At 66.8% G+C, this 20,211-nt stretch carries 22 protein-coding genes, 1 other RNA gene and 1 riboswitch; of the genes, 9 read left to right on the top strand and 14 right to left on the bottom strand.

Features of this window, described 5'->3' with window-relative positions:
• Nucleotides 1–8: 8 nt before the first annotated feature.
• Genes cobC through KHN96_RS13955 form a run of 7 tightly spaced genes read right to left on the bottom strand, consistent with a single transcriptional unit; the run spans nucleotide 9 to nucleotide 6,748 of the window.
• A complete protein-coding gene (gene cobC / locus KHN96_RS13985; protein ID WP_062737820.1) occupies nucleotides 9–587 on the bottom strand; it encodes an alpha-ribazole phosphatase in 579 nt (192 codons plus the stop codon).
• Nucleotides 572–1,354: an adenosylcobinamide-GDP ribazoletransferase gene (locus KHN96_RS13980; RefSeq protein WP_062737821.1), complete on the bottom strand. Its 783-nt coding sequence runs from the start codon at nucleotides 1,352–1,354 to the stop codon at nucleotides 572–574. The genes cobC and KHN96_RS13980 overlap by 16 nt, the downstream gene beginning before the upstream one ends.
• A gap of 2 nt (nucleotides 1,355–1,356) precedes the next feature.
• Nucleotides 1,357–2,403, bottom strand: coding sequence for a nicotinate-nucleotide--dimethylbenzimidazole phosphoribosyltransferase (gene cobT / locus KHN96_RS13975; protein WP_082062845.1), 1,047 nt, complete (start codon nucleotides 2,401–2,403; stop codon nucleotides 1,357–1,359).
• A complete protein-coding gene (gene cobO, locus KHN96_RS13970) occupies nucleotides 2,403–3,026 on the bottom strand; it encodes a cob(I)yrinic acid a,c-diamide adenosyltransferase (RefSeq protein WP_082062846.1) in 624 nt (207 codons plus the stop codon). Before cobO ends, cobT begins: the two co-directional genes overlap by 1 nt.
• Nucleotides 3,013–3,852 carry an ABC transporter ATP-binding protein gene (locus tag KHN96_RS13965; protein ID WP_062737823.1) on the bottom strand — a complete coding sequence of 280 codons (840 nt, stop codon included), beginning with the start codon at nucleotides 3,850–3,852 and terminating at the stop codon, nucleotides 3,013–3,015. The genes cobO and KHN96_RS13965 overlap by 14 nt, the downstream gene beginning before the upstream one ends.
• On the bottom strand, nucleotides 3,849–4,868 hold the full coding sequence (locus KHN96_RS13960) for a FecCD family ABC transporter permease (RefSeq protein ID WP_062737824.1): 1,020 nt from the start codon (nucleotides 4,866–4,868) through the stop codon (nucleotides 3,849–3,851). The genes KHN96_RS13965 and KHN96_RS13960 overlap by 4 nt, the downstream gene beginning before the upstream one ends.
• Nucleotides 4,865–6,748, bottom strand: a complete 1,884-nt coding sequence (locus KHN96_RS13955; protein ID WP_062737825.1) for a TonB-dependent receptor domain-containing protein — start codon at nucleotides 6,746–6,748, stop codon at nucleotides 4,865–4,867. Before KHN96_RS13955 ends, KHN96_RS13960 begins: the two co-directional genes overlap by 4 nt.
• Nucleotides 6,749–7,004: 256 nt before the next feature.
• A riboswitch (cobalamin riboswitch) is annotated at nucleotides 7,005–7,255 on the bottom strand.
• Between the two features lie 143 nt (nucleotides 7,256–7,398).
• Here KHN96_RS13955 and KHN96_RS13950 point away from each other — a divergent pair.
• From KHN96_RS13950 to KHN96_RS13935, 5 genes are all read left to right on the top strand, one after another.
• Complete coding sequence (locus tag KHN96_RS13950) at nucleotides 7,399–7,716, top strand: hypothetical protein (RefSeq protein WP_045787467.1); 318 nt, start codon at nucleotides 7,399–7,401, stop codon at nucleotides 7,714–7,716.
• 2 nt (nucleotides 7,717–7,718) lie between these two features.
• Nucleotides 7,719–8,036, top strand: a complete 318-nt coding sequence (locus KHN96_RS13945; protein ID WP_045787468.1) for a cell division protein ZapA — start codon at nucleotides 7,719–7,721, stop codon at nucleotides 8,034–8,036.
• Between the two features lie 214 nt (nucleotides 8,037–8,250).
• Nucleotides 8,251–8,470, top strand: a non-coding RNA gene (gene ssrS / locus KHN96_RS23010) — 6S RNA.
• A gap of 111 nt (nucleotides 8,471–8,581) precedes the next feature.
• A complete protein-coding gene (locus tag KHN96_RS13940; protein ID WP_062737974.1) occupies nucleotides 8,582–9,052 on the top strand; it encodes an EVE domain-containing protein in 471 nt (156 codons plus the stop codon).
• A gap of 94 nt (nucleotides 9,053–9,146) precedes the next feature.
• The gene (locus KHN96_RS13935) at nucleotides 9,147–9,848 is read left to right on the top strand and encodes an SIMPL domain-containing protein (RefSeq protein WP_062737826.1); all 702 of its coding nucleotides are present in this window, start codon (nucleotides 9,147–9,149) and stop codon (nucleotides 9,846–9,848) included.
• 66 nt (nucleotides 9,849–9,914) lie between these two features.
• Here KHN96_RS13935 and lgt read toward each other — a convergent pair whose 3' ends face one another.
• Complete coding sequence (gene lgt, locus KHN96_RS13930) at nucleotides 9,915–10,817, bottom strand: prolipoprotein diacylglyceryl transferase (RefSeq protein ID WP_045787470.1); 903 nt, start codon at nucleotides 10,815–10,817, stop codon at nucleotides 9,915–9,917.
• Between the two features lie 12 nt (nucleotides 10,818–10,829).
• Nucleotides 10,830–11,774, bottom strand: coding sequence for a LysR family transcriptional regulator (locus KHN96_RS13925; RefSeq protein WP_062737827.1), 945 nt, complete (start codon nucleotides 11,772–11,774; stop codon nucleotides 10,830–10,832).
• A 109-nt stretch (nucleotides 11,775–11,883) separates the two neighbouring features.
• Here KHN96_RS13925 and ilvD point away from each other — a divergent pair, with 109 nt between their 5' ends.
• Nucleotides 11,884–13,557, top strand: coding sequence for a dihydroxy-acid dehydratase (ilvD, locus tag KHN96_RS13920; protein ID WP_045787472.1), 1,674 nt, complete (start codon nucleotides 11,884–11,886; stop codon nucleotides 13,555–13,557).
• A 56-nt stretch (nucleotides 13,558–13,613) separates the two neighbouring features.
• Here ilvD and KHN96_RS13915 read toward each other — a convergent pair whose 3' ends face one another.
• Genes KHN96_RS13915 through KHN96_RS13905 form a run of 3 tightly spaced genes read right to left on the bottom strand, consistent with a single transcriptional unit; the run spans nucleotide 13,614 to nucleotide 15,992 of the window.
• On the bottom strand, nucleotides 13,614–14,030 hold the full coding sequence (locus KHN96_RS13915) for a hypothetical protein (RefSeq protein ID WP_062737828.1): 417 nt from the start codon (nucleotides 14,028–14,030) through the stop codon (nucleotides 13,614–13,616).
• Nucleotides 14,027–14,455 (bottom strand): DNA polymerase III subunit chi, encoded by a 429-nt coding sequence (locus tag KHN96_RS13910; protein WP_045787474.1) that lies wholly within the window; start codon nucleotides 14,453–14,455, stop codon nucleotides 14,027–14,029. The genes KHN96_RS13915 and KHN96_RS13910 overlap by 4 nt, the downstream gene beginning before the upstream one ends.
• Before the next feature lie 22 nt (nucleotides 14,456–14,477).
• Nucleotides 14,478–15,992 carry a leucyl aminopeptidase gene (locus KHN96_RS13905; RefSeq protein ID WP_045787475.1) on the bottom strand — a complete coding sequence of 505 codons (1,515 nt, stop codon included), beginning with the start codon at nucleotides 15,990–15,992 and terminating at the stop codon, nucleotides 14,478–14,480.
• 114 nt (nucleotides 15,993–16,106) lie between these two features.
• Here KHN96_RS13905 and lptF point away from each other — a divergent pair, with 114 nt between their 5' ends.
• Genes lptF through KHN96_RS13890 form a run of 3 tightly spaced genes read left to right on the top strand, consistent with a single transcriptional unit; the run spans nucleotide 16,107 to nucleotide 18,801 of the window.
• The gene (gene lptF / locus KHN96_RS13900) at nucleotides 16,107–17,237 is read left to right on the top strand and encodes an LPS export ABC transporter permease LptF (protein ID WP_045787476.1); all 1,131 of its coding nucleotides are present in this window, start codon (nucleotides 16,107–16,109) and stop codon (nucleotides 17,235–17,237) included.
• The gene (gene lptG / locus KHN96_RS13895) at nucleotides 17,237–18,430 is read left to right on the top strand and encodes an LPS export ABC transporter permease LptG (protein WP_045787924.1); all 1,194 of its coding nucleotides are present in this window, start codon (nucleotides 17,237–17,239) and stop codon (nucleotides 18,428–18,430) included. Before lptF ends, lptG begins: the two co-directional genes overlap by 1 nt.
• The gene (locus KHN96_RS13890; RefSeq protein ID WP_045787477.1) at nucleotides 18,430–18,801 is read left to right on the top strand and encodes a sirohydrochlorin chelatase; all 372 of its coding nucleotides are present in this window, start codon (nucleotides 18,430–18,432) and stop codon (nucleotides 18,799–18,801) included. Before lptG ends, KHN96_RS13890 begins: the two co-directional genes overlap by 1 nt.
• Here the strand turns inward: KHN96_RS13890 and KHN96_RS13885 are convergent.
• Together KHN96_RS13885 and KHN96_RS13880 are read right to left on the bottom strand one after the other, a co-directional pair.
• Nucleotides 18,794–19,210 carry a 5-carboxymethyl-2-hydroxymuconate Delta-isomerase gene (locus KHN96_RS13885; RefSeq protein ID WP_115044063.1) on the bottom strand — a complete coding sequence of 139 codons (417 nt, stop codon included), beginning with the start codon at nucleotides 19,208–19,210 and terminating at the stop codon, nucleotides 18,794–18,796. The genes KHN96_RS13890 and KHN96_RS13885 overlap by 8 nt on opposite strands.
• Nucleotides 19,211–19,238: 28 nt before the next feature.
• The gene (locus KHN96_RS13880; RefSeq protein WP_062737829.1) at nucleotides 19,239–20,135 is read right to left on the bottom strand and encodes a LysR family transcriptional regulator; all 897 of its coding nucleotides are present in this window, start codon (nucleotides 20,133–20,135) and stop codon (nucleotides 19,239–19,241) included.
• Between the last annotated feature and the right edge of the window lie 76 nt (nucleotides 20,136–20,211).

The raw sequence follows: 20,211 nt of genomic DNA, 5'->3' as shown, positions 1-20,211 counted from the left end.
GTAGCGCCTCATCGGTTCCAGAACAGCAGCACCGGCAAACCGTCGGGCTGCACGCGAAAGCCGCACGCGGCGCCCCATTGCAGCGGCCATTGCAGCGTTTCGGCCAGCGGACGCTGCAGCCAATGGGCAGCCAAGGCGCGCATGCAGCCGGCATGCGTGACCGCCCACACGCACGATGCCTCGGCGGCCGCGGTGGCTTCCGCCCAGGCGGTCACCCGCGCCAGCAGGTCCGCCGCCGATTCGCCGCCATGCGGGTTCCCGTGCACGAGGTCATGCGCCCACCGATCCACCTGGGCGCGCGGCAGGTCGTCCCACTGGCAGCCTTCCCAGGTGCCAAAGTCCAGCTCCATCAAGCGGGCATCGATTTCGACAGCACGCACCTCAGCCACGCGCGCGATCGCCTCCGCTGTCAGGCGGCTACGTTGGAGCGGGCTTGCCAGCAGGCGGTGCGGCGCGTGTGCGGTGAGCTTGTCGACGATGGCCGAAGGATGCGGGTCCATCGGGTCGGCCAGCGGCAGGTCGGTGCGGCCGTAGCACAGCCCGGCCGTCATGGCAGGCCGCGCATGGCGGATCAGGATGAAATCCACGCCAGCAGCCCCCACAGGATCAGCAGTTCAAAGAGTTGCTGCGCCATCCCCAGGCAATCGCCGGTGATGCCGCCGATGCGGCGCACGAAGTAGCGGCCCAGCAGCCAGCGCGCAACGATGAGCCCCACGACAACGACCGCTGCACCCACGGCCCCGAACCACAGCAGCGGCACGATGCCGAATGCACTGGCCCACAGCGCTCCGGCCCAGCGCATGCGTTGGGCGACAGGCTTGGCCTTGCCTTCGGTGCGCACGTAGTCATGCGTGAGGAGGTAGCTCACCGCGGCTGCACGGCTGGCGGCATGGGCACAAACCATTGCTGCGAGGATCGCCGTGCCATGCGACGCCATCGCACTCAGCAGTTGCCACTTGAGCAGCAGCGCCATGCACACCGCAATCGCCCCGAACGCGCCGATGCGCGAGTCGTGCATGATGCGCAGGCGGTCTTCGGCTGTGTAACCGCCGCCGAAGCCATCCGCGCAATCGGCCAGGCCGTCTTCGTGGAACGCGCCGGTCAGCAGCAGCGTGGCCGCCATCGACACGGCCACTGCCACGCCGGGCGCAGGCACGGTGCGCGACACCAGCCAGTACACCGCCGCAGCCACCGCGCCCACCAGCCAGCCCACCAGCGGAAAGTACCGCGCCGCGCGATTCAGCCCGGCCTGCCAGGTATCGGGACCGAGCCCGACCCACGCCGGTACGGGGATGCGGGTGAAATACCCGACCGCCATCCACAGCGCCTGCCAGTGTTCGCGCAACGGGTTCATGGCTACGCGCGCTCGCTCACGCCGGCGCTGGCGAAAGTCGCCATCTCGCGCAGGAACGCCACGGCAGACACGACCAGCGGATACGCCAGCACCGCCCCGCTGCCCTCGCCCAGCCTCAACGACAGCGACAGCAGCGGTCGCGCATCGAGCACCTCCAGCAGCGCGCGATGCCCCCGTTCATCCGATACATGGCCGAATACGCAATAGCGCAGCACGCCGGGCGCCACGCGCGCCGCCACCAGCACGGCGGCCGTGGCGATGAAGCCGTCGACAAGGATGACCATGCGCCGCTGCGCCGCCTCCAGGACGGCGCCAACCATCGCCGCCACCTCGAAGCCACCGAAACAGGCGAGCACGTCAAGCGGCGCCTTCACCTGTGCATGCCGCGCCATGGCGGCTTCCAGCACGGCGCGCTTGCGGGCCAGGCCCGCATCGTCCAGCCCGGTGCCGCGACCGACGCATTGCGCCACCGGCAGATCGCACAGCCGCGCCATCAGGCAGGCAGCCGACGCGGTGTTCGCGATGCCCATTTCGCCGAGTGCAATGACGTTGCTGCCGAGCGTCGCGTGGTGCGCCACCCGCTGGGCGCCGAGCGCGATGGCGCGGTCGCGCTCCTCGGCGGTCATGGCGGGCTGCTGGGCGAAATCGCGCGTGCCCGGGCCGATGGGCGCATCGACCAGGCCCGGTGTGTCGCCTGCCCACAGCGGCGCGGCGACGCCGGCGTTCACGACTTCGAGCGCAAAGCCGTGCTGGCGGCAAAACACGTTGACCGCAGCGCCACCCGCCACGAAGTTGAGCACCATCTGCGCCGTCACGGCCTGCGGATACGCGCTCACGCCGGCATGGGCGATGCCGTGGTCCGCCGCGAACACCACCATGGCCGGGCGGATCAGTTGTGGGGCCTCGGTGTTCTGGATCAGCCCGATCTGCACGGCCAGCGCTTCGAGCCGGCCCAGCGCGCCGAGCGGCTTGGTCTTGGTGTCTACGGCGGCCTGCAGACGCGCGCGCAGTGCGTCATCAAACGGGGGAATGTGCATCGCGGGGGCCATCACAGTTCCACCCCCGGCTGCGCCTGGATGCCCTGCGAAAACGCGTGCTTGACGAGTGTCATGTCGGTCACGGTATCGGCCGCCTCGATCAGCTCGGGTGGCGCGCCGCGCCCGGTGACGACGACATGCTGCGCTGCCGGCCGGGCGCGCAGGTCGGCCAGCACCGTCTGCACGTCCAGGTAGTGGTATTTGAGCGCGATGTTCAGCTCATCGAGCAGCACCAGGCCAATCGACGGATCGTTCAGCAGCTCGCGGGCGCAGGCCCACGCGGCTTGCGCCTTCTTGATGTCGCGCGTGCGGTCCTGCGTTTCCCACGTATAGCCTTCGCCCATGACGTGGAAGCGGCATTGCTCGGGAAACCGCCGCAGGAAACGCTCTTCGCCGGTGGGGATCGCGCCTTTGATGAATTGCACGACACCCACCTGCATGTCGTGCCCCATCGCGCGGATCACCATGCCGAAGCCCGAGCTCGATTTGCCCTTGCCGTTGCCGGTGTTGACGAGCAGCACGCCGCGTACGTCGGTGGCGGCCGCGATCCTGGCGTCCACCACGGCCTTCTTGCGTTGCATGCGGATGCGATGGCGGGCATTGAGGCCGCCGTCTTCGTTTTCAGGCATGGTCATCGGGGTCATCCGGAATCAGTGCCGTGCGGCGGCCGTCGGCCACCTCGGCAATCGGGGTGCGCAGCACGCGCGCGCAGTGCTCGGGCGTGAGCACGTTGGCTGCCTTGCCGGCAATCGTGTGGCCCGCGCCGTCCATCAACAGCGCATGGGTGGCAAAGCGGCGCGCGAGGTTCAAATCGTGCACGGTCAGCATGACGAGCCAGCCGTGCTTGCGGCAGCCTTCAAGCAGCAGGCGGAGCACGGCAATCTGCTGATGCAAGTCCAGGTGCGCGACGGGTTCGTCGAGCAGCAGCACGCGAGCGTCCTGCGCAATCACCGAAGCGATCGCCACGCGCTGCCGCTCGCCGCCGGAAAGTGTGCGGACGTCGCGCTGCGCCAGCGGCTGCAGGTGCAGCGCAGAGAGGGCAGCATCGACAGCACGTGCATCGGCATCGCCCTCCCATTCCCAGCGCGCGAGGTGGGGATGGCGGCCCGTCATCACGGCGTCATGGACGGAGACCGGAAACGTGTCGTGCAGCGTCTGCGGCAGAAAGGCGCGGCGGCGTGCCAGCGCCACGGCCGGCCAGTCGGCGAGCGGCGCCCCGTCGAGCGTGACGCTGCCGCCGTCGGGCGCGCGCAGCCCTGCAAGCACCGAGAGCCACGTCGATTTGCCTGCGCCGTTGGGGCCGACCACGCTCCAGAGCTGGCCGGCCGTCGCCGTCATCGACAGGCGCCCGATCAGCACGCGCCCTTCCACCGCCACACGCAGATCGTGCAAGGCCAGTTCGGGCGCCGCCTCCATCTGCGCAAATGCCGGCGGTGCGGGTGTGCGGCGCAGCCAGCTCATCGCGCGCTCCGCATCAGCAGGTAGAGGAAGGTGGGCACGCCGATCATCGTGGTGATCACGCCCACCGGCAGTTGCGTCGGCGCGATGAGCGTGCGGGCGATCAGGTCGGCCAGCATCAGCAGGCCGCCGCCCGCCATCGCGGTGGCGGGCAGGTGGATGCGCACGTCGCGCGTCCACGCCAGGCGCACCATGTGCGGCACGAGCAGGCCGACAAAGGCGACGGAGCCTGCCATCGTCACGGCCACGGCGGTGCACAGCGACGCCACCACGTAGATCAGCGCCCGCACGCGCGCCACCGGCACGCCGAGCGCGCGGGCGCGCATCTCGCCCGCGAGCAGCACATTGAGGTCCCGAGCATGAGGCAGCACCACGGCCACCGCCGCCACCAGCGCAATCAAGGCGCCGACGTAACGATCGGCGCCGCCGAGGTCGCCGACCATCCAGAAGATCATGCCGCGCAGCTTGTTCTCGGGTGCGACCGTCAGAATGAGGGTAATGAGGCCGCCCCAGCCCGAAGCCATCACCACGCCGCCGAGCAGCAGACGCGCATTCGCTTCGCCGGGTTCACCGCGCCACAGGTGCTGGCGCGCCAGCGCGGCCACCAGCGCCATCGACAGCAACGCCCCCGCGCCGGCACTGGTCTGCACCGCCCACCACGGCAGCGAAAGCAGCATCGCCGTGAGGGCCGCCACCGCGCCGCCGCCCGACACGCCCAGCACATACGGATCGGCCAGCGGATTGCGCAGCAGCATCTGCATGAGCGCGCCGGCAAACGCGAGCAGCCCGCCGGCCGCAAATGCCGCGCCCGCACGCGGCAGGCGCAGCTCGGTGACGATGCCTGCCGCCAGGCCATCGCGGCCGCCAATCAGAGCCCGCCAGACTTCGGCGGGCGACAGCCGCACGCTGCCGAGCATCAGCGACGCCAGCAGCACCACCACGCACGCGAGGGCCAGCAGCGACCACAGCCGCCAGGCAAAACCGCGTGCCGCGCGTGCGGGCAGTGCAGGTGTCGTCATCGCTTCGGTTCGTGCTGTTGCCACGACAGCGTGAAGAACACTCCACGCGATGCCGTGTTGTACGGATAGATCAACTGGTAGTTCTTGTTCGTCACGTTCTCCAGGCGAGCGGACAACGCCCAGTCGCGCGTGATCTGGTAGCGGCCGACGAGGTTCAGCACGCCGTAACCGCCCAGCGCCCTCGTCGAATCCTGCCGATCACCCGCCGCGTTCCACTCCACGCCCGCCGAGAACGGCCCGACCGTCTTGTACGCCGAGACGCTGCCGAAGTGCCGTGCACGACGCGACAGCAACTGGTTGGCCGACAAGTCCTGCGGGTTCTGCATGGTAAAGCTGGCGCGCACGTCCACGCCATAGATGGAACCGCGGTACGAAGTCTCGACGCCGTTCACCCGCGCGCGGTTGACGTTGGCAGCCGCGCAGTTGAACGCGGCATCGCACACGGAGGTGATCAGGTTGCTGTAGTCCGTCTCGAACACCGTCATGCGGACCAGGCCGATCGCGCCGTTATATTCCACGCCGCCCTCCACCGAGCGAGCCTTCTCCGGCTGCACGTTCGGGTTGCCGAAGAACGGGTAGTACAACTCATTGAAGCTCGGCGCGCGGAAGGCGTTGCTCACGCTCGCCACCGCCTTCCACTGCGGGGTGAACGCAAAGCCGTAGCCGGCGTAGTAGCTGTTGGCGCCGCCGAAATCCGAATAGCGGTCACGGCGCAGATTGAGCTGCAACTGGTGCGGGCCGAACTTGCCTTCGTAGCCGATGTAGCCGGAGTCGACGTTGCGCGTGGGCACATCGTAGGCGTCGCTGTCGATGCTGGTCTGCAGATGTTCCAGGCCGACCTTGAGCAGCTGGTTCGGCAGGAAGGTCCAGTCGTTCTGCCAGCTCGCCGTCTGGTTGCGCGTGTTGAAACGCGCGGGCACCTGCGGCACGCCGTTGGTGAAGTTCAGGCTGCGGTCATCCCCTTGCGAGAGCGTCACGCGCGTCTTCCAGTCCTGGGTCACCTTGCCGTCCACATAGGCGGACATCGAGCGCACCACGTTGTGCGCCGTATTGACGTCGGTCGGCTTGCCGAAACTGCTGTCGTAGCTGACATCGCCCCAGGTCTGGAAGTACGTCAGTCCCGCCTGCCAGTCCGCAGAGAACCGATGCGATAGCTGCGCCGACACGCTCTTGTTCGTGTAGGGGTTGTCGTTCGGGTTCGCTTTCGGCGCCAGCAGCGGGTTCATGGTCGAGAACCCGCTGGTCTTGAACTCAGACACCGACACGGCGAACGACGTATCGCCACGCTCGCCCACCGACCCGCTGATGCCCGCCTGCGCGCGCTTGGTGTTGCGCGCGCCGTATTCGATCTCCGCATTGGCCAGCGGCGCATGGCCGCGACCGCTGCGCGTGAAGATCTGCACCACGCCACCGACCGCGTCCGAGCCATAGAGCGCCGACACATTACCGCGCACGACTTCGATGTGGTCGATCTGGTCGGCCATCAGTTGCCCGATCTGCGCGCCGCCCGATGTGCCAGAACTCACACGCACGCCGTCAATCAGCACCAGCGTCTGGTTGGAACTGGCGCCGCGCATGAACAGGCTGGCGTTGGTGCCGGGGCCGCCGTTCTGGGCGATTTCGATACCGGCCTCGCGGCGCAGCAGCGTCACCGCATCCGGCGCCTGCGAGCGCTCGATGTCGGCGCGGCTGATGACCGTGGTGTGCGGCAGCGCATCGGAGAGCGGCTGCTCGCCCCGCGAGGCGGTCACCACGGTCGGATTCAGTTCACCCACCGGCGTCCCGTTCGCCTGTGCATTGCTTTGTGACCAGGCCGGCGCAACCGCACCTGCCATGACCCCTGCAACAACCCCCAATCGTGCACCGGCAAGCGCACGCATGGCCGTCCGGGGCTTCCGGAGTGGCCGCTTTGTAGTCAAGCTCATGTTGAAAAGACAAGAAGCGTCAGCCGGACCCGTTCCCCCGCGGGTCGCTGGCAGCAGGATCTCGATGCGGTTCCCTCACATCGGCTCTGAACCGGCTCATGGTCCGTGGCGAGCAGTCCCATGTCGGCCCCGGAAGCGCAGCCGTACACGGGGTACGGCGGGCATCACAGGGCCAAGCTCGGGCGGCGCACCCGGATCGTTGACCGATCCTCTGAGATCCACCGTCCTGGCCGGTATCCGGGCTGGCGAAGCGGCCCGTCCGCCTTCCCATTCCCAAGGGAACAGTGGCTTGGTTGGACAGACCGCGCGGCGCCCATCTTCTTGGCGAGATGGCGGGCACCGCGACGTTCGCTTACCGTTGCGGGGGCAGCGCAGGTTGGCGCATCGCTTTGGGGGCGCGCGCTCCCTGCTTCCCGTTTAACTGCAGATGGTGCTGCGGGCACCAGGACGCCGCGAAGTTTAACGCCAAACGCCGTCCTGCTCGCCAAATAAGCCCGTCGCCCGTTGTGCCCCGCGCGCCGCCTCGCATTGCGCATCCGTATGGAGGACAGGCGCTGCCGCAGCGATGGGCTAAAATCCCCCCACTCGATTCCGATTGACAACCAATGCTGAACGAACTCGAACAACTTGCCGACAAGCTCACGCGCGTGCTGCGTCACGCCGACGCGCTTGCCGCCGAGAACCAGCGCCTGCGCGCCGAAGTCGAGCGGCTGCAGGCCGAGGCCGAGACCGCCAGGACCGAGCGCGATGCCATGGTCGCTGATCGCAGCGTGCTCAATGCCAAGATCGAGGAAGCGCAACTGCGCATCCAGTCGATTCTCGACAAGCTGCCCACGGCCACCGACGCCCGGCAGCTTGACCTCCTCGGCCAGGCCGCCGGCGATGACGCCACCGCCGCCCCTGCCCCGCATCCGGAGACCTAAGCATGAGCAGCAAGCAGATTGAAGTGAACATCGCCGGGCAGGCTTACAAATTTGCCGTCTCGCCCGAAAACGAAGCCGCGCTGCGCGAAGCCGCCGCCATGGTGGACACCCAGATGACGCGCATCAAGAACGGCTCGAACACCAAGGGCATCGAGCGCGTGGCCGTCATGGCCGCCATCAGCATCGCCTCGGACCTGCTGTCGATGCAGCGCCAGGCCGCCGCCGATGCCGCGCTGCCGATCGACACCATCCGTGCCAAGCTGGCCGACCTGAATGCACGCGCCGATGAAGCGCTGCGCCAGTACGGCGAAGTCGTTTGACCCCATACAAAACGTGTTTGTAACCGGATCGCATCCGGGCTTGGGTTCGGATGCGAACGGGTGTATAGTGTCACCCAATGGCTTCCGGCAACTGCCCGCAAACCCTTTCAACATAAGGCTTTAGCGGCTCCAGACTCGAGAAAAATCGGTTGCCTGCGATGAATTCTCAGACGCATCGCCATGCATCAAAAGCAGCGTGACGATGCGTCTGACAGTTTCCCTGCCTGGTTCGCCAAGGTCATACATTCCTTGAACCGATAAGCATTGCTTGGTGCGGGACATGCCGTGTGGGCGCGCGCGTCTTCCGGTGCACAGCATGCGACGAAAGTCGTGTGCTCCCTGCGCCGGTGATGTACCCGAAATGCGGCTTCCGCAGCCACTCTGAACCGTACTTGGGTTCAGGAGGCGGGCCTAGCGGCCGAGGTGGGGACCCAACAAAGGCGGTCGTGCATTACGCACGATCGCCTTTTCTTTTGCGTGCTGCGTGGTGCAGCCGCATCGCCGTGTTGCTATGCTGCGCACACCGCCACTTCCGCTCGCGCACCATGGCCGCCCAATATTGGCTGATGAAGTCTGAGCCCGACGAGGCCAGCATCGACACGCTCCACGCCCAGGGCACGTTGCCCTGGACGGGCGTGCGCAATTATCAGGCACGCAACTTCATGCGCGACCGCATGCGCATCGGCGATGGCGTGCTGTTCTACCACTCGTCCTGTCCGCAGCCGGGTATTGCGGGGTTGGCGGAAATCTGCTCGACGAGCTACCCCGATCCGACGCAGTTCGACGCCAAGAGCCCCTATCACGACCCCGCATCCAAACCGGACGCACCGCGATGGATGCTCGTCGACGTGAAGTTCGTGCGCAAATGCGCGCTGATCGACCTGCCCACGCTGCGCGCGCACGAGCAGCTCGCCGACATGACGGTGCTGCAGCGAGGCAATCGCCTGTCGATCACGCCCGTCACCCCCGCGCAATGGCGCTACATCACCACCAAATTGATGCGCGATCCTGAGTGAATGGCGTGCTTCGGCTGGGAATTGTTACAAACGTGATGAACGATGCGCGCGGCGCCCAGTCAGAAGCATCACATTGCTTTTTTGGGAGAACACAATGAAATCTGTCCTGGCCGCAACCATTCTGGGGACTGCAATGATGACGACCGCTGTCGCGCAAGCCGCACCTGAGACGAATCATTCGGGCGTGCTCTCGCTGGATGCCCAAGCCGTAGCTGAAGTGCCCACCGACACCGTGACGCTCACGCTGGCCGCCGAGCAGGAAGGTGCCGACCCGGGCACGATCTCGACGGCCCTGTCACGCAAGGCGGATGAGGTCATCAACCAGGCCAAGCGGACCTCCGGCGTGCAGGCGGAAACCGGCGGCTTCAACATCTATCCGAACACCGATCGCAACGGCAAGATCAGCGTGTGGCGGGGCCGCGCGGAAGTGCGCCTGACCTCGAAGGATTTCGCGGCCGCCTCCAAGCTCGCCGGGCAGCTGGCCAATCAGATGCAGGTGCAGAACGTGAACTTCACGCTCTCGCGCGAGGCGCGCACGGCGGCGGAAGCCAAGCTCATCGATCAGGCTGTGAGTGCATTCCGCGACAAGGCGCTGGCAACCACCAAGCTGTTTGGCTACACGAGCTACACGATCCGCGACGTGCACGTGAGCGAGGGCAGCAACAATCCGGGCCCGCGTCCGATGATGCGCGTGGCAGCTGCTCCGGCATCGTTCGATTCGGCGCCGGTGCCCATCGAGGGCGGCAAGGCGCAGGTCACGGTGACGGTTTCCGGCGCCGTGCAGATGCTGAAGTAAGCCGCGAGCCGCTCCATGAAAAAAGCCACCGAAGTCCGGTGGCTTTTTCTTTGCGCGGTGACGACGTCAGGCGTGTGCCTGGCTTTTTGCACCGTTGCCTGCACGACGATAGGACCAGACCAGCATGGCGATGCCGATCAGGATCATCGGCAGCGACAGCCACTGCCCCATCGACAGGTTCATCGCCAGCAGGCCGAGGAAGTTGTCCGGCTCGCGTGCAAATTCGGCGGCGAAGCGGAACACGCCGTAGCCCACCAGAAACGCCCCGGACACGGCGCCCATCGGCCGGGGCTTGCGCGCGTACAGCCACAGCAGGATGAAGAACAGCACGCCCTCGCCGAGAAACTGATAGATCTGCGAGGGGTGGCGCGGCAGCATGTGGTACTGGTCGAAGATGGCCTGAAGGCCGCTGGTGACCGCCTCCTGCGCATGCGAAAGCAACCACTCCCGGTCTTCGCCCTGCGCCTGCGGGAACATCATCGCCCACGGCAGGTTGGGCGACGACACGCGTCCCCACAGCTCACCGTTGATGAAGTTGCCCAGGCGCCCTGCGGCAAGCCCGCACGGCACCATCGGCGCGATGAAATCGGTCACCTGCATCCACGAGCGGCCGCGCATGCGCGCATACAGCATCATCGCCACGACCACGCCGAGAAAGCCGCCGTGGAACGCCATGCCGCCTTCCCAGACCTTGAAGATGTCGAGCGGGTGGGCGAAATACCAATCGGCCTTGTAGAACAGCACGTAGCCGAGGCGCCCACCCAGGATCACGCCGAGCACGCCGTAGAAGAGCATGTCGTCGAGGTCGCGGCCGGTCCAGCCTTCAGCGGCGATGTGCGGCTGGCGCGTGCGCAGGCGGCCGAACCACAGGAACATGATGAACGCCGCCAGATACATCAGGCCGTACCAGCGGATGGCGAGCGGCCCCAGATGCAGGGCGACGGGGTCGAATTGCGGATGGATGAGCATGAATCCTGTGTTTCAGGTTTGGTTGTCTTCTTGCAGCCTGGCGACCGCTTCGGCGCTGGCCACGAACCACGGCAGCACCGGTGAGGCCGCATCGCGCCGCCACACCAGGCCGGTCTCGATGACGGGACTCGGCGCGGCGAGTTCAAGATAGACCACGCCGGTCCGCTGCAGGTTGCATAGCGAAGCGGGCACCAGCGCCACGCCCATCTCAGCCGAGACGAGGCTGACGATGGTCTGCATCTGGATGGCTTCCTGGCCGATGCGCGTGGCAGCCCCGGCGTCTTCAGGCCGGCCGCCGTGCGCGGCATGATAGCCGGTAATGATGTCATACAGCGCAGGCGCGGACCGGCGCGGGAAGATGATGAGCGGCTCGGCCGCAGCGTCGGCCAACGGGAACGGCTGGCCCGGCCCGATGCCCCACCGCGCGGCCCGCGAAGCCGGTACGGCCAGCACGAGCGGCTCGCGCACCAGCGGGCGGTATTCCAGCTCGCCGGGCACCGAGCCGGCGTGATGTGCAATCACGATGCCAGCATCGACTTCGCCGGCCAGAAGCGCCTCGATCTGCACATCGCTGGTGGCCTCGCGCAGCTGCAGCTGCACGTCCGGCCGCACGTCACGAAAGTGCCGCAGCACGGCGGGCAGGATGCCGTAGTCAGCCGTGCTGACGAAGGACAGCGACAGCGAACCGACTTCCCCGCGCGCCAGGCGTTGGGCCAGCGCCGGTAGTGCCCCGGCCTCGGCGAGGACGCGCCGCACCTCGACGAGCCACCGCGCCCCCACCGGCGTGAGCGCGACCGAACGCTGCGTGCGATGGAACAGCGTGACGCCGAGCTCCTCTTCCAGCGCGCGAATCTGTTGCGACAGCGGCGGCTGCGTCATCGCAAGCCGCTCGGCAGCGCGACCGAAGTGCAGCTCTTCGGCCACCGTCACGAAATAGCGCAGTTGGCGCAGGTCCATGTCAGCGATTGATATGTTTTATGAATCAATGGGCTATCAATAATATATTTGACGCGCCTTTCGTCCAAGCGCATGCTGAGCGCCACAGAACAACGCCCACGGAGACCCCATGCCAGACAACAAGCGTTCCCAGCACATCACGCAAGGCGTGGCGCGCTCGCCCAACCGCTCGATGTATTACGCGCTGGGCTACAAGAAGGAAGATTTCAACAACCCGATGATCGGCGTGGCGAACGGCCATTCGACGATCACGCCCTGCAACTCGGGCCTGCAGAAACTCGCGGATGCGGCCGTGGCTGCCATCAAGGAGGCGAAGGCCAATCCGCAGACCTTCGGTACGCCGACCATCTCCGACGGCATGTCGATGGGCACCGAGGGCATGAAGTTCTCGCTGATCTCGCGCGAGGTGATTGCCGACTGCATCGAGACCTGCGTCAACGGCCAATGGATGGACGGCGTGGTCGTCATCGGCGGCTGCGACAAGAACATGCCCGGCGGCATGATCGCCCTGGCGCGCACGAATGTGCCGGGCATCTACGTGTACGGCGGGACCATCAAGCCGGGGCACTGGAAGGGCAAGGACCTGACCATCGTGTCGTCGTTCGAGGCCGTGGGCGAATTCACCGCCGGTCGCATGAGCGAGGAAGACTTCGAAGGCGTGGAGCGCAACGCGTGCCCCACCTCCGGTTCGTGCGGCGGCATGTACACGGCCAACACGATGAGTTCGTCGTTCGAGGCGCTCGGCATGTCGCTGCTGTATTCCTCGACGATGGCCAATCCTGACCAGGAGAAAGTCGACAGCGCCGCTGAATCGGCCCGCGTGCTGGTCGAGGCGGTGCGCCGCGACCTCAAGCCGCGTGACATCATCACGCGCAAGTCCATCGAAAATGCCGTGGCCGTCATCATGGCCACGGGCGGCTCGACCAACGCGGTGCTGCACTACCTCGCCATCGCGCACGCTGCCGAAGTGGAGTGGACCATCGACGATTTCGAGCGCATGCGCCAGCGCGTGCCGGTCATCTGCAACCTCAAGCCGTCAGGCCAGTACGTGGCGACCGATCTGCACGCGGCCGGCGGCATCCCGCAGGTCATGAAGATCCTGCTCAACGCCGGCCTGCTCCACGGCGATTGCATCACCATCACCGGCAGGACGCTCGCCGAAGAGCTCGCGCACGTGCCCGACCAGCCGCGCGCGGATCAGGACGTGATCCTGCCGCTTGACCGTGCGCTCTACAAGGAAGGCCACCTCGCGATCCTGAAGGGCAACCTGGCGCCGGAAGGCGCCGTGGCGAAGATCACCGGGCTGAAGAACCCCGTCATCACCGGCCCGGCCCGCGTGTTCGACGACGAGCAGAGCGCGATGGACGCGATCCTGGGCGATCGCATCCAGGCCGGGGACATTCTCGTGCTGCGCTATCTCGGGCCCAAGGGCGGCCCGGGCATGCCGGAAATGCTCGCGCCGACGTCGGCCATCATCGGCAAGGGCCTGGGTGAGTCGGTGGGCTTCATTACCGACGGTCGCTTCTCGGGCGGCACGTGGGGCATGGTGGTGGGGCACGTCGCGCCGGAAGCATACGTCGGCGGGACAATCGGGCTGGTGCAGGAAGGCGACTCGATCACCATTGACGCGCACCAGCGCCTGCTGCAGCTGAACGTGCCGGACGACGAGCTCGCGCGCCGCCGCGCCGCATGGAAGCAGCCGGCGCCGCGCTACACCCGTGGCGTGCTGGCGAAGTTCGCGAAACTCGCGGCACCGGCCAGCAAGGGCGCCGTGACGGATTGAGTCCGGACGGCGTCCCAACAAAAAACCCGCCATCGGCGGGTTTTTCTTTTGCGGAATCAGCGGTGCGGCGGCTTGCGCTCGGCAGCCAGCGCATCCTCCAGCGCCGCACCGAGCCAATCCATCAGCCGGGCCTCCAGCGTGCGGGTCAGGTCGGCGGCCAGTTGCTCGCTCAGCAGTGCCAGGCGCGATTCCATGGCCTCGCGGCATTGCGTTTCGATCAGCGCAGGCCACTCGGTCTGGAAGCGCCACATCACGTGGCCCATCACGCGTGCGGCGTCGGTGCCGGAGGGCGGCATGGCTGAGGTGGGCGCCAGACCCTGCTCGCGCAGCGCGGGCGGGACGACGTTCGCCGGCGCCGAAGCCGGCTCTGCAACCGGCTCAGCCACGGGCGGGGCGTCGTCCAGCTCGACGATCTCCGTCAGAACAGGGATGTTGTTGTCCGCTTGCGAGCCGGGATAGCGTCCGTCGCTCATGCGCGCCCCACGTCGTGGTGTTGGATCGGATAACCGCGATCGCGGTAGAAGCGGAAGCGCTCCCGTGCAGCGGCGCGGTCGGCATCGTCATCGCCGACGATCTCGATCAGCCGCTCGAAGCGCGCAAACAGCGGTGGCGGATCGAACGACAGGTTGACGAGGATGTCGTGATGCGGCGCGTCGTCCAGCGGCTCGGATGCATCGGCCAGCAGGATGGGCGTCTGGGCGGCCAGCGGGTGCCGCAGGCCGCAATGCGGGAGGAAGTCGAGTGCGCTGAAGGTCCACAACTGCGTGTCGAACGCTTCGAGCGCGGCGCGATCCCCCACCACGATCACGTTCTGGCCCGCGCCGTAAGCCTTGCGCACCAGCCGGCAGGCGTAGGCCAGCTTGCCGGGCACGTTGCTGTGGAAATCGACGCGCGTCATACGATGCCTTGCCTGCGATGGATCAGCCGCGGTCCATCAGGAAGCGCGTAAGCAGCGGCACCGGCCGGCCCGTGGCGCCCTTGGCCGCGCCGCTCTTCCAGGCGGTGCCGGCGATGTCCAGGTGGGCCCAGTCGTACTTCTCGGTAAAGCGTGCCAGGAAGCAGGCCGCCGTCACGCTGCCGGCCGGCCGGCCGCCGATGTTGCCCATGTCGGCAAAGTTGGACTTGAGCTGCTCCTGGTACTCCTCGTCCAGCGGCATGCGCCAGGCGGTGTCGAGCGACTGCTTGCCGGCAGCGATGAGCGCATCGGCCAGCGCATCGCTGCGGGCGTACATGCCGGTGTTGACGTGGCCGAGCGCGATGATGCAGGCGCCCGTCAGCGTGGCCACGTCGATCACCACGGCCGGCTTGAAGCGCTCCACGTAGGTGAGCGCGTCGCACAGGATCAAGCGGCCTTCGGCATCGGTGTTCAGGATCTCGATGGTCTGGCCCGACATGCTGGTGACCACGTCGCCCGGCTTGGTCGCGATGCCGCTGGGCATGTTCTCGCAGGTCGGCACCACGGCGATGACGTTCTGCTTGAGGCCCATCTCGGCCACGGCGCGCAGCGTGCCGAGCACGGACGCAGCGCCGCACATGTCGTACTTCATCTCGTCCATGCCCTCGCCCGGCTTGAGCGAGATACCGCCCGTATCGAACGTGATGCCCTTGCCGACGAGCACGACCGGCGCCTGCTTGGGCGACCCGCCCTCGTAACGCAGCACGATGAACTGCGGCGGCTCTTCGCTGCCCTTGGTGACGGCCAGGAACGCGCCCATCTTCAGGGCTTCGATCTGCTTGCGGCCGAGCACCTCGACCTTCAGCTTGAAATCCTTGGCGATCTGGCGCGCGGTGTTGGCCAGGTAGGTCGGCGTGCAGATATTGGACGGCAGGTTGCCCAGGTCACGCGTGAGGTCCATGCCGTTGGCGATGGCGGTGCCGCGGGCGGCGGCCACGCTGGCGGCCTTGGCGTCGGCCGCCGGCACAGCCAGCACGACCTTGCGCAGGCCGCTGGCGGCGCCGTTCTTGTCGCGCTTGCTCTTGAGTTCGGGATGGCGCTCGATGAAGCGGTAGCTCGCTTCGCGGATGAGCGTGACGGTGGTCAGCACGGACCAGGCGGTGTCCTTGTCGCGGGCGGACTGTTCGGTGAGCGTCCACGTGACGTTGGCGGCCTTGGTGCCGGCCAGCGCGCGCAGTGCGGTACGCACGGCTTCGGCATAGGCCCGGTCGGTCAGGTCGGCCTCCTTGCCGAGCCCGACCAGCAGCACGCGGGCGGCGCCCACGCCGGCCACTTCGTGCAGCAGCAGCGACGTGCCGCGCTTGCCTTCAAAGTCGCCCAGCTTGATCAGGCGGCCCACCAGGCCCTTGGTGGCTGCGTCCAGCGCCTTGGCGGCGCCGGCCAGGGTCTGCGACTCGAACAGACCGATCACGAGGCAATCGCTCTTGGCGGCCAGGGCGCCCGCTTTGGCCCAGTCCAGGGCTTTTGTGCTAAATTCCATCGCGCTTCTCTCTATGAGGCGAGTCAACGAAAGCCCACATTATCCGCGATTTTGCGCAGGGGCTCCGGTGGAACGCACACTGGTCATGACCTCGCCCTCCCATCCCGCATCCGCATGATTTTCGAACAAGCCCTGCGACGCGAGCTGTCCTTCACCGCCGGCGCCGTCTTTCTCGTGCTGCTGACGTTCATGCTGACCACCCTGGTGATCCGCATCCTCGGCATGGCCGCCAACGGCGAGGCGAATCCGAACGACGTCCTGCTCCTCATCGGCCTGGCAACGCTGGGCTACCTGGCGATTCTGCTGTGCGCCACGCTCTTCATCTCGGTGTTGCTGGTGCTGACGCGCTGGTACAAGGATTCCGAGATGGTGGTGTGGTTCACCTCGGGCATCAGCCTGACGGATTTCATCCGCCCCGTGCTGCGCTTCTCGCTGCCGTTCATCGTGCTGGTGGCGCTGCTGGCGCTGTTCGGCTGGCCCTGGGCCAACCAGCAGAGCGCGCTGTTCCGCGACCGCTTCGAGCAGCGCGACGTGCTGTCGATGATCTCCGCCGGCCGCTTCATCGAGCCCGCGCACGGGAACTACGTGCTGTTCATCGAAGGCGTGGATTCCGGCATGAAGCACGCCCGCAACCTGTTCGTCGCCAATGCCGAGCAGGACAAGATCGGCGTGGCGCTGGCCAAGACCGGCGAGTTCAAGACCATGCCCAACGGCGACCGCTTCGTCGTGCTCGACAAGGGCCGCCGCTATGAAGGCACGCCCGGCAAGCTCGACTACCGCATCGTCGAATTCGACAAATACGGTGTGAAGGTCGCCAACAAGCCACCCCAGGCCGACGCCAACCTGCCGACCAAGAGCCGCTCCACCAAGGACCTGCTCGCCAACCCGACGCCCGAAAATCTCGGCGAGCTGGTCTGGCGGATCGGGCTGCCGCTGCTGGCGCTGAACTTCGTGCTGATCGCCATTCCGCTGGCCTACGTCAACCCGCGTCTGGGCCGCTACACGCCGATGATCTTCGCGGTGCTGATCTACCTGACGTACTCGAACCTGCTGAACCTGTCGCAGGCGTGGGTCTCGCAGGGCAAGATGAACGTATTCATGGCGTGGTGGCCGATCCACCTCGTCGCCTTCATCTGCGCTGTGCTGCTGTTCCGCTTCCGCCACTACAGCGCGGCCGGCCTGAAGGGCATTTCGGCGCTGCTGGGCTTCGCTTCGCGGGCGGCACAGACCAAGGCGGGCGCATGATGAAGATGCCGGTCTACGAGAAGTACTTTGCGCGCCAGATCTACGGGGTGTTCGTCTTCATCCTGTTTGCGGTGCTGGCGCTGTTCATCTTTTTCGACATGCTTGGCGAGCTCGGCTCGGTCGTCGGGCGCTACACCACGCTCATCGCGTTCTTCCACGTGCTGCTGCAGGCGCCGACGCGCGTGTATGAAGTGATTCCGGTGGCGGCGCTCATCAGTGCCATCTACGTGTTCTCGCAGATGGCGAGCCAGTCGGAGTTCACGATCTTCCGCGTGGCCGGGCTCGACACGAAGCGGGCGCTGCTCTCGCTGTTCAAGATCGCGCTGCCCCTGGCGCTGGTGACCTACGTGTTCGGCGAGTTCATCGGGCCGAAATCGGAGCAATACGCGCAGAAGGTGCGGCTCGAGGCGCTGGGCGCCACAGTGTCTGCCGGCTTCCGCTCGGGCGTGTGGGTCAAGGATCGCGGCCCCGCCAAGGCCGACGGCAGCGGCGGCGAGGTCACCCGGTTCGTCAATGTGGGCAGCCTGCAGCCCGATCAGTCCATCAAGGGCCTGCGCATCTATGAATTCGATGCGGACTACCGGCTGAGCTCGATCCGCGTGGCGCAGCAGGCGCGCTATCAGGGCCACCAGAACTGGCAGCTGAATGACGTGACGGAAACGCGCTTCATCGAGTTCCCGCGCAAGCCCGGCACCGTGGCATCGCGGGACACCGTGCAGGCCGTGCCCGGCGCCCCGGATGCACTGGCGCCGGACTTCCGCGGCGAGCAGACCAAGGTGCCACAGCAGGAGATGCGTTCCGAACTCACGCCGCAGATCCTGTCGGTGCTGATGGTGACGCCCGACCGCATGGCGACGCTGGACCTGTTCCAGTACATCCGCCATCTGCGCGACAACAAGCAGGACACCCAGCGCTACGAGATCGCCCTGTGGAAGAAGGTGGTCTATCCGTTCACGGTGCTGGTGATGATGGCGCTGGCGCTGCCGTTTGCGTACCTGCATGCGCGTGCCGGAGCGGTCGGCCTGAAGGTGTTCGGCGGCATCATGCTGGGGCTGTCGTTCCAGCTGGTGAACAACCTGTTCTCGCACGTTGGCCTGCTCAACACGTGGCCGGCCATCTTCACGGCCATCGTGCCCGGGGCGCTGTATCTGGCGCTGGCGCTGGTGAGCCTGCGCTGGGTGGAGCGCCACTGATGGCCGCGCGCGCGCTCGTCCTGTTTGCGCACGGCGCGCGCGACGCCCGCTGGCGGGAGCCGTTTGACCGCCTGAAGGATCGCCTCTGTGTGCAGCAACCGGACGTTGACGTCCGCCTCGCCTTCCTTGAACTGATGGCGCCCGACCTGCCCGGCACCATCGACGACCTGGCCGCAGCCGGCGCCCACCGCATCACCATCGTGCCGGTGTTCTTCGGCCAGGGCGGGCACTTGCGGCGCGATCTGCCCGCGCTCGTTGCGCAATGCGCGCAGGCCCATCCCACCCTTTCCATCCATTGCGCCGATGCCGTTGGCGAGGACGACGCCGTGCTCGATGCCATCGCCGGCTATTGCGCGCGGCAGCTCAGCTGATCTGGCCAGGTAGCGGCTGCGGCGCGCGTGCAAAACGCGCATGCACGTTGTTCTCGACGTGGAAGCCGTGCGTGTCGAACTCGATCAGTTCCAGCGTCAGGCCCAGATAGCGACGCGCAAATACGTCGGCCAGGTGCGCACGGGCCGCGGCAAACATCTCCGCACAGACCGGCCCGGTCACGCTCTTGGGCCGCCCGGCCTTGATGCGGAACGTGACATGGATGAACGCGTCGTCTTCCGAGCCGTCTGCCATGCGGTATTGGTCGAGGCGCAGCGCACGCGTGCGGATGCCGCCGATGGGGAAGACGTCGGCGTGGCGGATCAGCACATCGCTGAGCACGCGCATCAGCTCGGGAATGCGGGCGTCGGCCTCGACATTGGCGGTGTATTCGATGATGACGTGCGGCATCGCAGGTATCCGAAGGGAGGATCAGAGATTAACGCTCTGCGGCCGCTTGCGTCGACAGCGCAGACTCGAGTGCATCCACCACTTGCGCTAGGCGGCCCAGCGACGGCGCACGTTGCACGCAGACATCCCAGTCGGCAGGCGCCGAGGCGAGCTTGTGCATCGACAGCGAACCCTCGGCCAGTTGGGCCCGGATGAGCCGCACGGGCGCAAACCCGAGCCCGAAGCCCTCTGCCACGAGCGCGTGCTGCAGCGGCACCGATTGCACCTCGGCGGCGACATTCGGCGTCACGCGATCGGCCTCGTAACGGCTCAGCAGCCACGCGCGCATCTCGCAGCCAGCCGGGTTGAGCACCCACGCCTCGTCCCGCACCTGCGCCATCGACAGCGCATGCGGCAGCTTGCGGGCCGGCGCGGCGATCAGGCTGACAGCCTCGGTGCCAATCACGCGCACATCCGCGTCGGCATGGTGACCCGCGGTATTCGAAGGCGCCAGCCACAGCGCGGCGTCCAGCTCGGCGCGCTTGAGCCGCTCGCGCAGCACGCCGCCCCACTCGCAGCTGAGCCGAAACGAAACGGCCGGGTAGCGCTGCCGCAGCGCCGACAGCGTCCGTGCAAAGCGGGCATCGCCCACGGCATGGCTGACGCCCACCCGCAGCACGCCTTCCGGCTCGGCCGTGGTGCGCACGCTGCCTCGCAGCGCTTCGAACTCCCCGACGATGGTGCGGCAGCGCGCCAGGATCGCCTCGCCCTCCGCGGTCAGACGAAACGGCTTGACGCGCCGATCGAACAGCACGGTATCGAGCGCGCGTTCCAGCCGCTGAATCTGCTTGGTGACGGCAGGTTGCGTGAGCGGCAGGCGCTCCGCCACGCGGGCAATGGAGCCCGTCTGCGCCAGCAGCACAAAGGTACGCATCTCTTCGAGCATGGCGACATTCCTACCAGTTATATTGAATCTGAACAAATTGAATTGGATTCATCTTAAGCCAGGCGCCACAGTAGTG

This window comes from Ralstonia mannitolilytica (assembly GCF_905397375.1).
Classification (GTDB): Bacteria; Pseudomonadota; Gammaproteobacteria; order Burkholderiales; family Burkholderiaceae; genus Ralstonia; species Ralstonia mannitolilytica.
Note: the sequence above shows the minus strand (reverse complement) of the source record. Positions and strands in the feature narration are given on the sequence as shown.